The 12,544-nt window shown below is 44.5% G+C and carries 14 protein-coding genes and 1 pseudogene; all 15 read right to left on the bottom strand.

The genetic code is table 11. The features are described 5' to 3' along the window. A partial coding sequence (locus tag JCM16418_RS24790; RefSeq protein WP_148298873.1) for a hypothetical protein occupies nucleotides 1–199 on the bottom strand: 199 nt, incomplete at its 3' end. Nucleotides 200–584: 385 nt separating this feature from the next. Further along, entirely contained in the window at nucleotides 585–1,934 is a 1,350-nt protein-coding gene (gene murA / locus JCM16418_RS19675) for a UDP-N-acetylglucosamine 1-carboxyvinyltransferase (RefSeq protein WP_148298874.1), read from the bottom strand. 395 nt (nucleotides 1,935–2,329) lie between these two features. After that, complete coding sequence (locus JCM16418_RS19670) at nucleotides 2,330–2,587, bottom strand: DUF1146 family protein (RefSeq protein WP_036652411.1); 258 nt, start codon at nucleotides 2,585–2,587, stop codon at nucleotides 2,330–2,332. Nucleotides 2,588–2,905: 318 nt separating this feature from the next. Beyond that, nucleotides 2,906–3,316, bottom strand: coding sequence for a F0F1 ATP synthase subunit epsilon (locus JCM16418_RS19665; protein WP_036652409.1), 411 nt, complete (start codon nucleotides 3,314–3,316; stop codon nucleotides 2,906–2,908). Nucleotides 3,317–3,369: 53 nt separating this feature from the next. Beyond that, nucleotides 3,370–4,766 (bottom strand): annotated as a pseudogene (atpD, locus tag JCM16418_RS19660) (F0F1 ATP synthase subunit beta). Nucleotides 4,767–4,877: 111 nt separating this feature from the next. After that, on the bottom strand, nucleotides 4,878–5,738 hold the full coding sequence (gene atpG / locus JCM16418_RS19655; protein ID WP_036652407.1) for an ATP synthase F1 subunit gamma: 861 nt from the start codon (nucleotides 5,736–5,738) through the stop codon (nucleotides 4,878–4,880). Nucleotides 5,739–5,961: 223 nt separating this feature from the next. Continuing rightward, a complete protein-coding gene (gene atpA, locus JCM16418_RS19650) occupies nucleotides 5,962–7,476 on the bottom strand; it encodes a F0F1 ATP synthase subunit alpha (protein WP_036652405.1) in 1,515 nt (504 codons plus the stop codon). A gap of 16 nt (nucleotides 7,477–7,492) precedes the next feature. Further along, complete coding sequence (locus JCM16418_RS19645; protein WP_036652404.1) at nucleotides 7,493–8,041, bottom strand: F0F1 ATP synthase subunit delta; 549 nt, start codon at nucleotides 8,039–8,041, stop codon at nucleotides 7,493–7,495. After that, complete coding sequence (gene atpF, locus JCM16418_RS19640; protein WP_036652402.1) at nucleotides 8,038–8,526, bottom strand: F0F1 ATP synthase subunit B; 489 nt, start codon at nucleotides 8,524–8,526, stop codon at nucleotides 8,038–8,040. The genes JCM16418_RS19645 and atpF overlap by 4 nt, the downstream gene beginning before the upstream one ends. A gap of 163 nt (nucleotides 8,527–8,689) precedes the next feature. Next, the gene (gene atpE / locus JCM16418_RS19635) at nucleotides 8,690–8,914 is read right to left on the bottom strand and encodes a F0F1 ATP synthase subunit C (RefSeq protein WP_036652401.1); all 225 of its coding nucleotides are present in this window, start codon (nucleotides 8,912–8,914) and stop codon (nucleotides 8,690–8,692) included. Between the two features lie 95 nt (nucleotides 8,915–9,009). Beyond that, nucleotides 9,010–9,840 carry a F0F1 ATP synthase subunit A gene (gene atpB, locus JCM16418_RS19630; protein WP_036652399.1) on the bottom strand — a complete coding sequence of 277 codons (831 nt, stop codon included), beginning with the start codon at nucleotides 9,838–9,840 and terminating at the stop codon, nucleotides 9,010–9,012. Between the two features lie 31 nt (nucleotides 9,841–9,871). Further along, on the bottom strand, nucleotides 9,872–10,249 hold the full coding sequence (locus JCM16418_RS19625) for an ATP synthase subunit I (RefSeq protein WP_036652397.1): 378 nt from the start codon (nucleotides 10,247–10,249) through the stop codon (nucleotides 9,872–9,874). Next, a complete protein-coding gene (locus JCM16418_RS19620; protein ID WP_242403923.1) occupies nucleotides 10,242–10,436 on the bottom strand; it encodes an AtpZ/AtpI family protein in 195 nt (64 codons plus the stop codon). The genes JCM16418_RS19625 and JCM16418_RS19620 overlap by 8 nt, the downstream gene beginning before the upstream one ends. 236 nt (nucleotides 10,437–10,672) lie before the next feature. Then, nucleotides 10,673–11,833 carry a non-hydrolyzing UDP-N-acetylglucosamine 2-epimerase gene (gene wecB, locus JCM16418_RS19615; protein WP_036652394.1) on the bottom strand — a complete coding sequence of 387 codons (1,161 nt, stop codon included), beginning with the start codon at nucleotides 11,831–11,833 and terminating at the stop codon, nucleotides 10,673–10,675. 16 nt (nucleotides 11,834–11,849) lie between these two features. Then, nucleotides 11,850–12,479 carry a uracil phosphoribosyltransferase gene (upp, locus tag JCM16418_RS19610; protein ID WP_036652392.1) on the bottom strand — a complete coding sequence of 210 codons (630 nt, stop codon included), beginning with the start codon at nucleotides 12,477–12,479 and terminating at the stop codon, nucleotides 11,850–11,852. Nucleotides 12,480–12,544: the final 65 nt, after the last annotated feature.

Here is a 12,544-nt window from a genome sequence, read left to right as displayed (position 1 = left end):
GCCCCCGCGAAGCGGGCGGGGCGCTATCTTGCGAGCGGCGTGCGGAGCTGCCGCTCTTAGGTGGCCCTGCAGCTATGCGTGCAGGGCCCAGCCCTTGTAATGGTTTCGCCTGCTGGATAGGCGACTCAATTGAATTTGCACCCTTGCCCTCCACCGCTTCATTCACCTTCTGTAACGGTGAATTCAGAGGAGAGGGCACCACCTTTAGATATGGCTTTCGAGGCTGATGATCAGCAGCACGAAGTGCTTTAATTTCTCATTCTCTTCCCTAGAAGAAACCGAAATTTTTAATTGTGTTCGAGTATCTTTCATATACTTCCAACCTCCGTTCTCAGCTTCATCTGCAATTCATAGACATCTCGACCCGGATGTTTAGCTTTAATAGAGATAAAAATCAATGTTGGTATGACTTTGTACCACATCCTGATACAGATATATATGAACTTTTAACAGGTGATAGAACACATTTAAGAGAAACGAAAGGTTGTCTATCTTTTTAATTCCATAGACAACAAAGGACCTGGTCGTTTGACCAGGTCCTTTGTTTTACCTATGAACAGTAGCATTACATGAACTTTACAATATTAAACCCAACTAGGCTGAACATTAAACATATTAACTTCTTCTTTAATTATCGTAGCAGCAGGTTGAGCAGATTGCTCAAGAACAGGTTCATCAACCGTAATCCGCCAAATGTCTGCACCCAATGCAGAAAGCTTCTCTGCCAAGTGAACATATCCACGGTCAATATGATGAACACCACTCACTTCTGTAGTTCCTTCCGAAACCAGTCCAGCCAAAATCAAAGCCGCACCCGCACGCAAATCCGTAGCACATACTTTTGCTCCAGTTAGATTAGCTCCACCTGTTACAATAGCGGTACGTCCTTCGATCTTAATCTCGGCATTCATGAGTTGGAATTCATCAACATGCATGAATCGATTCTCAAATACCGTCTCCGATACGACGCTTGTTCCTTGTGACTTCAAGAGTAGGGCCATCATTTGTGACTGCATATCTGTCGGAAATCCCGGATATGGAAGAGTCTTGATATCAACAGCCTTCAGCGGATGATTCGCAATAACTCTAACTCCATTCTCCCCCAGTTCGATCTGAACGCCCATCTCTTCAAGTTTTGAAATGACTGGGCCCAGATGGTCAGCAATAGCGCCTTCTACGAATACATCCCCACCAGTGATCGCTGCAGCCACCATATAGGTACCTGCCTCAATCCGATCCGGAATAACTGTATGATTCACGCCATGCATTTTCTCAACACCTTCGATACGAATCTCACCTGTACCCGCACCGCGAACTTTAGCACCCATACCGTTGAGGTAGTTGGCTAAATCGACAATTTCCGGCTCTTTCGCCGCATTTTCGATAACCGTTACCCCTTCAGCAAGTGTTGCAGCCATCATAATATTTTCAGTAGCTCCTACGCTGGCAACATCTAAATAAATCTTTGCTCCACGTAGTCTGCCATTACTTTTTGCCTCAATGTAGCCATGTCCCAAACTGATTTCTGCACCCAGAGCTTCAAATCCCTTAAGATGCTGATCAATAGGTCTAGTTCCAATGGCGCAACCGCCAGGTAGCGAAATTCGAGTGTGACCCATTCTTGCTAACAATGGCCCCATGACCAGAAAAGACGCCCGCATTTTGCGTACCCATTCGTAGGGAGCTTCGCAAGAGGTAATACGCTGAGCATTTACCTTCATTACATCATTTTCATATGTAATGGATGCACCAATGGATTTTAAAACTTTACTAATTGTAATAACATCGTCAAGAGGAGGTGCGTCATATATAACACTTTCCCCTTCTCCTCCAAGAAGAGAGGCAGCGATGATCGGAAGAACTGAATTTTTTGCTCCGCTGACTTTCACGCTTCCGGTCAATTTATTGCCACCGCGGACGATAAATTTGCTCATCATGTTTCCCTCCGCGTCCATAATTTTCCTTAAATTCTGGTTGATCAAATGAATACATAGTTAATTCCCTAACTGCCATCATAACATTGAACTTTTACCGTATACAAGCTTTTTTGTCAGATTGCTACAGATTGAGTGGTACAATGTGAATTATTTACGACTGTATAGATGGCTACAAATGTAATGTGAGTGTCATTGCAATGTAAAATTTTTTAATAATGATTGTACAAATAATTTAGAAACATTTTCGCTGGGTTACCCCATTTCCTACGTATACACCCTTTATACTACTCATTGTTAACATAAAAAAAAGTTATTATTCGACAAAATACATCCGGCCCCAATCCTCAGGGCGCTAAAAGAACCTAAATGAAATATAACCAATGATTGGCACCTTAAAACATAAACTTTATCATTTGGCTCCAGCTCAAGTAATCAATTATGAATTTCGCTACAAAATGTCCCAGCACAATAGCCAACAACAAATGTAATAGCCTCCCTTGCGGCCCTTTGTGTTGACGCACAATTAAGTCAAGCTTGAGGTTTTGCAACGCCCAGAAGGATAGGCCTATGCAGATTAGAGACACAATGATTGCGATCAGCCCACTTGAACCGAGCGTGCCTGTTACTTGTTCTTGTAAGCTCTCAGACATTGATCGATCCTCCATCATCCAATTTCAGCTTTCTAGGCTCATTTACGTTATTATGATATTCGTTGTAGACCTTATCTGTACCTATCTTATAAAAGGGACTCCTATATAATACTTGCCCCACACCTAATAATCCAGTTTCTATTTCGTATTTTTTTCAATTATTTGCAATAGAGCGCTTTCTTAGTCATTTCCTTGGAAATAAATGATATAAAAATGTTCCTACAGCACTTAGATTTCTTTTTCTTCGTAAAATAAAGCTTGTTCACAAAAAAAGACAGCCCGTCTAAATTGTAGACGGGCTGTCTTTTTGTATTCATTTTATTTATTACCGCCAGATACATTAATCCGGTTCATAGCTTTTTGCAAAGCTAATTCCGCACGGCGGAAATCGACTTCATCTTGTTTGCCACGATTAGCAATACGGCGTTCAGCACGTTCTTTAGCTGCTTCTGCACGTTCAAGGTCGATATCCTGCGCTAGTTCTGCACTTTCCGCAAGGACAACAACTTTATCCTTACGTACTTCTACAAAACCACCATTAACTGCGATCCGAGTGGTTTGCTTGCCGTTTTTGACGACAATTGGAGCAACCTGAAGCGGGGTAACCGTAGGAATATGGCCCGGCAGAATACCGAGTTCACCTTCAACGCCCCGGACAACTAGGCTGTCCACCTCTCCGGAATAGGCAACGCGATCCGGTGTCACTATTTCCAATAAAAAGGTGCTCACTTACATCCCTCCTGAATGGCTCAATTCAAAAGCACTTGATCCCGGTAGGACGCTTACAGTGTTTTTGCTTTCTCCACTGCTTCTTCAATCGCTCCTACAAATAGGAAAGCTGCTTCAGGGAGATCATCGTGCTTACCATCGAGTACTTCTCTGAAACTGCGGATAGTGTCTTTAACAGGTACATATTTACCTGGGAAGCCGTTAAATTGCTCAGCTACGTGGAACGGCTGAGACAAGAAACGTTGGATCTTACGAGCACGAGAAACGATTAATTTATCGTCTTCGCTTAGCTCATCCATACCCAAGATAGCAATGATATCTTGAAGCTCATTATAGCGAGCAAGAAGCTGCTTAACGCCTTGAGCTACGTTGTAATGTTCTTCACCAACAATTTCTGGTGCCAAGATACGGGAACTTGATGCAAGTGGATCTACCGCAGGTAGATACCCATTTCAGAGATTTTACGCTCCAAGTTTGTTGTTGCATCCAAGTGAGCAAACGTCGTAGCTGGAGCCGGGTCAGTATAGTCATCGGCAGGAACATAGATAGCCTGAATTGACGTTACAGAACCTTTTTTCGTAGACGTAATACGCTCTTGAAGTTGACCCATTTCTGTTGCCAGAGTTGGCTGGTAACCTACCGCTGACGGCATACGGCCGAGCAAGGCAGATACTTCAGAACCGGCTTGAGTAAAGCGGAAAATGTTGTCGATAAAGAGCAACACGTCTTTACCTTCTTGATCACGGAAATATTCCGCCATCGTAAGACCCGTCAAAGCTACACGAAGACGTGCACCAGGAGGCTCGTTCATTTGTCCGAATACCATGGCAGTCTTTTTGATAACGCCTGAATCCGTCATTTCACCAATCAAGTCATTACCTTCACGTGTACGTTCACCAACACCCGCGAATACGGAAATACCGCCGTGCTCTTGAGCAATGTTGTTGATCAATTCTTGAATTGCTACCGTTTTACCTACACCCGCACCACCAAAAAGGCCGATTTTACCACCTTTTTGGTATGGAGCTAGAAGGTCGATAACTTTGATACCTGTTTCAAGCATTTCTGCTTGAGTAGAAAGCTCATCATACTTAGGAGCTTCACGGTGAATTGGGCTAGTAACAGCAGAAGCAACTTCACCAGCTTGGTCAATTGGTTGACCAAGTACGTTAAATACGCGGCCCAATGTATCAGGTCCTACTGGAACACTGATTGGAGCTCCTAGATCTACAGCTTCCAAGCCACGAATCAATCCATCTGTGGAAGACATGGCAATACAACGTACCATGTTGTCACCCAAATGGTTTGAAGCTTCCAAAGTCAGGTCGATTTCACGACCACTGACATTGCCTACAATTTTAATCGCATTAAAGATTTTCGGAAGTTGACCTCTTTCAAATTCGATGTCGACAACCGCACCCATGATGCTGACAACGCGTCCTTTGTTCATCTTTTTTAGTTCCCTCCTACAAGTCTGCTGTATCCGCAAACCTTCATCGTAAGCCTATGGCTTTACGAAATGATCCGTTCAAGGTTCGAGCATGGATTGTTAACAGTTATTTTAGGACTGAGCGTTAGCTCCAGCCACGATTTCAGAAATTTCTTGCGTAATTGCCGCCTGCCGCGCACGGTTGTACGTGAGAGTAAGTTCGCCAATCATCTTCGATGCATTCTTCGTTGCGCTACCCATTGCTGTCATCTTCGCTCCGAGCTCACTCGCTTTTGCATCAAGCAGTGCACTGAAAATCAAAGTTTCGGCATATTTAGGCAGGAGCGCTTCAAGTACAGCCTCAGGTGAAGGTTCATACTCATAGCTCGCCACTGATCCGGTTGTTTCCATATTCTCCATTGGGAGCAACTTGTTAGCTTCCGGAATTTGGGTCAAAGCATTCACGAAACGGTTGTAACAGATGTACAATTCGTCTATTTTGCCTTCCTCGAATCGGTTAACCGCAGCATATGCGATTGACTTAATATCCGCGAAAGATGGAGTGTCTGACAAATCAGTAACTTCATTCACGATCGGCAGCTCTCTACGACGTAGATAATCCCGGCCTTTACGTCCAATAACGAATAATTCGTACTCGTCTTTAGACTTGTGATTTTCAGCGATCATTGTCATTACCTGTTTCAACACGTTAGCATTCGATCCGCCCGCAAGACCACGGTCTGATGTAATGACCAGGTAACCGGTTTTCTTCACAGGACGTTTCTCAAACATTGGATGCTTGATGCCTTTAGTACCAGAAGCAATGCTAGACACCACTTCTTTTAGCTTCTCAGAGTAAGGACGGGCATGCTGGGCCATTTCCTGTGCTTTTCTAAGCTTGGAAGCCGCAACCATTTCCATCGCCTTCGTGATCTGCTTCGTACCTTGAATACTCTTGATCTGGCGCTTAATTTCGCGTAATCCTCTTGCCATGTTTTCACCACCTTAAAACTTTGGCTGAGCCAAAGTTACTTCGAAAGCATTAACCAAAACTTTGGCTGAGCCAAAGTTACTTCGAAAGCATTAACCAAAACTTTGGCTGAGCCAAAGTTACTTCGAAAGCATTAACCAAAACTTTGGCTGAGCCAAAGTTACTTCGAAAGCATTTAAGAAAAAGAATGAATCCGAGCCTAACGGCCCGGTTCATATACAGGGCTTACGCCATTACAGCAAAGCCTCTTTTAAATTTCGCAATAGCATCTTTAAGTGCATTTTCGTTGTCAGCACCAAGATCTTTAGTATCACGAATGGATGCTAAGATTTCTGGGTGGTTGCTTTCGAGGAATGCAAGGAACTCACTCTCAAAACGGCGGATATCGCCAACAGGAATATCATCCAAGTGTCCTCTAACAGCTGTATACAAGCTAGCAACTTGTTGCTCAACTTTAAGCGGTTGGTTAACACCTTGCTTCAGAATTTCCATTAGACGTGCACCACGGTTCAAACGAGCAAGCGTTGATTTATCCAGATCGGAACCGAACTGGGAGAACGCTTGAAGTTCACGGTATTGGGCAAGGTCAAGTTTCATACCGCCTGCAACCTTCTTCATTGCTTTCGTTTGAGCAGAACCACCGACACGGGATACGGAAATACCCACGTTAATCGCTGGACGTTGACCAGAGTAGAACAATTCTGATTCTAGGAAGATCTGACCATCCGTAATCGAAATTACGTTGGTTGGGATATAAGCAGAAACGTCAGAAGCTTGTGTTTCAATAAATGGTAGAGCGGTTAAAGAACCACCACCCATTGCATCACTCAGCTTCGCAGCGCGCTCTAGCAAACGGGAGTGTAGATAGAAAACGTCACCCGGATAAGCTTCACGACCCGGAGGACGTTTAAGAAGCAAGGAAAGTTCGCGGTATGCTGCTGCTTGTTTCGACAAGTCATCATAGATAATAAGGGCATGTTCACCCTTGTACATAAAGTACTCACCCATTGCACAACCCGCATAAGGAGCGATGTACAATAGTGGGGATGGCTCAGAAGCCGAAGCTGTTACAACGATTGTGTATTCCAATGCACCATGACGACGCAAAGATTCTACAACCTGAGCAACAGTGGATTGCTTTTGACCAATAGCGACATAAATACATTTAACGCCATTGCCTTTTTGGTTAATGATCGTATCAATTGCAATTTGCGTTTTACCTGTTTGACGGTCACCAATGATCAACTCACGTTGTCCGCGACCGATTGGTACCATTGCATCGATTGCTTTGATACCTGTTTGCATTGGCTCATGAACCGATTTACGGTCAATAACGCCTGGTGCCATGTTCTCAACAGGACGGTATTCAGTAGCCTGAATTGGTCCTTTACCGTCAAGAGGCTCACCCATTGGGTTAACTACGCGTCCTAGCAAGCCTTCGCCTACTGGAACTTGCATGATACGACCTGTACGTTTAACTTGGTCGCCTTCTTTAATATCCGTGTAAGGTCCAAGAATAACTACACCGACATTGCTTTCTTCAAGGTTCAATGCTAGGCCAACTACGCCATTAGCAAATTCCAGAAGTTCTCCAGACATTGCATTTTCAAGACCGTGAACGCGTGCAATACCGTCACTTACTTGAATAACGGTGCCGACCTCGGCTACCTCAATGTCAGATTTATATTGTTCAATTTGACTTTTAATCAGCGTACTGATTTCTTCAGGTCTGATACTCAAGTGTCTTCACCCCTATCTACTGTGCTAGTCTATTAAAAGACTTTTCAAGCCGTTCAAGCTTCCCTGCTAAACTGCCGTCATATAGCTTATCGCCAATGATGACCTTTACGCCGCCGAGCAGACTTTTATCAATCACGTTGTTCACGCGAATTTTTTTGTTTGCCAAAGCTCCGAATTCTGCAGCAACTGTATCTTGTTCCTGTTGGTTCAGTGGATATGTGGAGTACACAGTGGCATCCGCAAGTCCAAGGCTAATGCCTTCAATTCGGACATAACTATCTAGAAGTTCAGGTAAGATATCAGCTCTTCCCCGTTCTACTAGCAGTTCAATGGTGTTGATGACCGGCTGGGATACTTTATCTTGAAGGGCTTTTTTCAGCACATCCAGTTTCACCGATACGGAAATATTGGGTGTGGAGATGAATTTCTTCACATCGCTATCTGCTGTAATCGCTTCAACGACGGCCTTCAATTCTTGTTCCACCTCAAGTGTCCGTTGCTGCTCCGCAGCCACTTCAAACAGCGCCTTCGCGTAACGCTTGGCTGCTATGGTTTCCCGGCTCATGGTCTGCCCCCTACCTCTTTAAGGTATTGGTCCACAAGCTCTTCCTGCGCATTGTCGTTGCTGATTTCTTTCTCAAGCAACTTGGATGCGATCTTAACAGATACGCTACCCAGCTCACTGCGTAGTTCTTGAACCGCCTTATTCTTCTCGCTTGCAATATCACGCACAGCATCCTCTTTAATACGAGTTGCCTCGACTTTAGCTTGCTCCATCAATTGATCAGCCTGTTTGCTGCTCGTTTGTTTGGATTGCTCGATAATGTCATAAGCTTCTTTACGCGCATTTGCAAGAGCTTGCTTTTGCTCCTCCACGTAAGCGACTGCTTGCTCACGTGTTTGTGAAGCTTCACTCATTTGATTCATCACAAGTTCACGGCGCTGCTCCATAACGGAGAACAACGGTCCGAAAGCATATTTATTCAATAGAAAATATAGAATCCCGAATGCGATAATTGTGATTACGAGAGACTCCCATACAAAACTCAATTCTAGTCACTCCTTTCCGGACGTACCTATTCATGTCATATTTGACCTGTCCCTAAAACAGAAACGGTACGACGCCCAAAGGTGAGGTATCCGTTTCTGTATCTCGTAAAAAGAAAGCGTGGACGGCTGTGGCCTTCCCCGCCAATAGTCAAGACTTGTGTTATTAAGCTCCTGTGTAGAACATGAATGCCAATACTACACCGATGATCGGAAGTGCTTCAACTAGTGCGACACCGATAAACATTGTTGTTTGCAAAGTTGATTTCGCTTCTGGCTGACGAGCGATACCCTCTACCGTTTTACTTACAATCAGACCGTTACCAATACCTGCGCCCAACGCGCCCAAACCTACTGCAATTGCAGCTGCTAAATATGCCCAAACTCCCATTTGTGAAATCCTCCTTAAAAGATGTGTTTTATTTTTGTTAATATTTGAGTTAAGCGGAAGTTTACTTCACGCCCAACCTTATTACTTGTACCATTTTAGTGCTCATGTTCATGATCGTCATGCGATTCTAGCATCTGAGATAGATATACCATCGTCAGCATAACAAAGATAAACGCTTGAATTGTACCTACGAATAAACTGAAACCTTGCCATACGATCAGACCAGCAACCGAAGCAACATAACCGCCTACTCCCAGTGCAGTCAATTTCAAAATAACTGAAATCAGTACTTCACCAGCAAAGATATTACCGAATAGACGCATACCGTGTGTCAATAACTTCGAAACCTGTTCAATCAGGTTAATCGGAAGGAAGAAGACGTAAGGTTCGATATAGTGCCTAAAGTATCCTTTGGTATTCTTGGTCATACCCAAGAAGTGCGACAACAGGAAGATCATTGCTGCAAGACCCATAGATACGCCTGCATCAGCCGTTGGTGATTTCCACCAAGCTACGCCAACTTCAGCATGTTCATCTGGATGCTGTTCATTTGCCTTGTCCAAAGCAGTCGTAACAGTATACAATTCATGACCAAAAATCTGCGCTTTCGACTTATCGTGATAGTCTGTTACAATACCGAACGGTAACCCGAGCAAATTGCCTACAAATATGAACAAGATGAGCGCAAGTCCAAGTGAAACGAAGTGTTTACCTTTCTTCATATCCATGGTACTAGAGACCATGTTCTTGATGAAATCAACGCCCCACTCCATAAAATTCTGAAGTTTACCCGGATTCTCTACTGACAAATTCCGTGTCGCTAACTTTGCAAGAACAAATACGATCACAGAAGTCACAACTAGCATCAATACGACGGACAAGTCAATATGCAAACCGCCCAGCATAATGATTGGTGAACTATGCATGTTTTCTCACCCCTTTCTCATGTTGAATCCTTCAGATCTCCTTACGTGATAAACGAATTCCTATAATGATGAGTAGAACCGGCGCTACAAGCAAACTCCCAGCAACTGCAACCATATTCAGATATGCAGGGTTCTTATAGGCAATCATAACAGCTAGTAAGCTCAGTGCAGCACGTGACAAGAATCCGAGACTTGCTCGTTTCTGACTCTCGCCAGCCGCAGAGGCCGAGACTTGTTTTACTTTCATGCCTAGATAGAATGCATTAATGCAACTGACCGCGGAACCCAGCACCACACCGAACAGAATGTCCCGGTGTGCAGGAAGGATAACGGAAACCAAGAGACAAAGGGCAAGAAAGCAAAGTGTCACGATGACCAATACCTTCTGGTATTTCGAAAGTTCACTCATTACTTTCCCCCAAAACCGCTTTAATGATAACCACCACGCTTACGATCCCCGCTAGGACTCCGACAACAACGCCAAGAGCTACCCAGAGGCCGTGGCTCCCTTGTACCTTGTCTAACCAAGACCCAAGAAAAAATCCACCGAGCGTAAACGCTGCCAGATCAATACCAATGGCGCTTACAAGACCCATATATTTCCACGGGTCAGAATTATTTTTGTCGGATCTGTGCGGCTTTCCAGGTTTATTCATCTCTGTCCACCCTCATAATCCCTGTTCATTTTACTGAATGTCACAAGAGTTTGTCAATTGAGCAAATCGTTGTCGTTTTGCCGTGAAAATATGAAAATAATCACAGCAAAACGCTCAACACCGTGCTAACCGTACAGTTTAACTGTATGCTGTACGTTTATGGCTCAGAATACAGGCTAAATATCCTTTGTGAACATTCTGTGAAATTGCTCAGGACGCTCATTTACAACCCCAAAGTGGTGCAAAATCGCTTTTACAATTCTTTCAGAAGCCTTACCATCCCCATACGGATTAGCAGAGCGGCTCATAGAATCATATAGCTCAGAATCCGTCAAAAGTGCCTTCGTCCGACTGTAAACCATTTCTTCTTCTGTACCAACTAATTCGAGCGTTCCAGCCTCAATTCCTTCTGGACGTTCTGTCGTGTCTCTCAGGACCAAAACGGGCACGCCGAATGAAGGTGCTTCCTCTTGCAATCCGCCCGAGTCTGTAAGAATCAGATGGGTATGCGGGTAAAAGTTATGGAGGTCAACAACGTCCAACGGCTCAATCAGCTTGATCCGCGGATGATTGCCAAGGATGGCATGTGCAGGTTCCTTCACAGCTGGACTCGGATGAACTGGGTACACAATGGCGATATCTTCGAACTCATCAGCAATTCTTTTGATAGCGCGGAAAATATTCAGATGGGGCTCACCCTGGGACTCCCTGCGATGTGCAGTCATCAGAACAAGACGTTTACCTTTGGCCCAGTCTAGAACGGGATGCTTATATTCAGACTGTACGGTATATTGAAACACATCGGTAACCGTGTTGCCTGTGACATATATGCTATTCTCGTTCTTACTTTCCTTCTTAAGGTTCCCCGCTGACCAATCTGTTGGCGCGAAATGTAGATCGGCCAAAACGCCTGTCAATTGGCGGTTCATCTCTTCTGGATAAGGAGAGAGCTTGTTCCAAGTTCGAAGCCCGGCCTCCACGTGTCCAACCTGAATTTGTTGTAGGAAGGATGCATAACTAGCCAAGAAGGTTGTCAGTGTATCTCCGTGAACCAATACGATGTCAGGCTTCACTTCACGCAGTACGGGTTCCAATCCTTCCAGTACGCGAATCGTAATTTCATTCAGCGTCTGACGGTCTTTCATAACGTCCAAATCATAATCCGGCACAATTTTGAAGACATCCAGCACCTGATCCAGCATCTGGCGATGCTGTGCTGTAACGCAAACGACCGATTCAATATGTTCAGGATGCTTTTGTAATTCCAAAATTAGCGGTGCCATCTTGATTGCTTCTGGACGAACCCCGAAGATCGTCATCACTTTCACTTTAGACATGGTTTATTACCTCTTTTCACTTGGTTCCGTACAATCGGTCTCCGGCATCGCCCAATCCTGGAACAATATAACCATGATCATCCAGTTTTTCATCGAGTGCAGCGACATAAATATCAACATCCGGATGTGCTTCTTGTACAGCTTTTACACCTTCTGGAGCTGCGATCAGATTCATCATCTTGATCTGAGTACAACCACGCTTCTTCAATACGTCAATTGCAGCGATAGCTGATCCGCCTGTTGCCAGCATGGGATCGATTACGATAAGCTCCCGTTCCGTTACATCCGTAGGAAGCTTCGTATAATATTCTACGGGTTGCAGCGTGTCCGGGTCACGAAAAAGACCTACATGCCCTACTTTTGCTGCAGGAATTAGCTTCAGCATACCATCGAGCATACCAAGACCTGCACGTAGAATCGGAATAAGTCCTAGCATGCGGCCAGAAATGACCTTGCTTTCCATTTCAGCCACAGGCGTTTGAACCGTAATCGACTCAAGAGGAACTTCCCGCGTAATTTCATAAGCCATTAAAGAGGCAACTTCATCGACAAGTTCTCTAAAATCTTTCGTGTTGGTCCGCACATCGCGGATAAATGTCAGCTTGTGTTGAATCAAAGGGTGGTCGCAAATCACCAATTTTCCCATGTTATGTCCCTCCGGCTAATTCGTATGTCTTAATGATGTAAATGGCACTTATGCTACGTATAGGT

Source organism: Paenibacillus pini JCM 16418 (genome assembly GCF_000576305.1).
Lineage (GTDB): Bacteria > Bacillota > Bacilli > Paenibacillales > Paenibacillaceae > Paenibacillus_AQ > Paenibacillus_AQ pini.
Note: the sequence above shows the minus strand (reverse complement) of the source record. Positions and strands in the feature narration are given on the sequence as shown.

Bases quoted from the DNA above. Each gene is read 5' to 3' on its own strand.
- atpB (WP_036652399.1), bottom strand. From the start codon at position 9,840: ATGCATAGTTCACCAATCATTATGCTGGGCGGTTTGCATATTGACTTG.
- murA (WP_148298874.1), bottom strand. From the start codon at position 1,934: ATGAGCAAATTTATCGTCCGCGGTGGCAATAAATTGACCGGAAGCGTG.
- wecB (WP_036652394.1), bottom strand. From the start codon at position 11,833: ATGTCTAAAGTGAAAGTGATGACGATCTTCGGGGTTCGTCCAGAAGCA.
- upp (WP_036652392.1), bottom strand. From the start codon at position 12,479: ATGGGAAAATTGGTGATTTGCGACCACCCTTTGATTCAACACAAGCTG.
- atpE (WP_036652401.1), bottom strand. From the start codon at position 8,914: ATGGGAGTTTGGGCATATTTAGCAGCTGCAATTGCAGTAGGTTTGGGC.
- atpG (WP_036652407.1), bottom strand. From the start codon at position 5,738: ATGGCAAGAGGATTACGCGAAATTAAGCGCCAGATCAAGAGTATTCAA.
- JCM16418_RS19625 (WP_036652397.1), bottom strand. From the start codon at position 10,249: ATGAGTGAACTTTCGAAATACCAGAAGGTATTGGTCATCGTGACACTT.
- JCM16418_RS19670 (WP_036652411.1), bottom strand. From the start codon at position 2,587: ATGTCTGAGAGCTTACAAGAACAAGTAACAGGCACGCTCGGTTCAAGT.
- JCM16418_RS19620 (WP_242403923.1), bottom strand. From the start codon at position 10,436: ATGGGTCTTGTAAGCGCCATTGGTATTGATCTGGCAGCGTTTACGCTC.
- JCM16418_RS19645 (WP_036652404.1), bottom strand. From the start codon at position 8,041: ATGAGCCGGGAAACCATAGCAGCCAAGCGTTACGCGAAGGCGCTGTTT.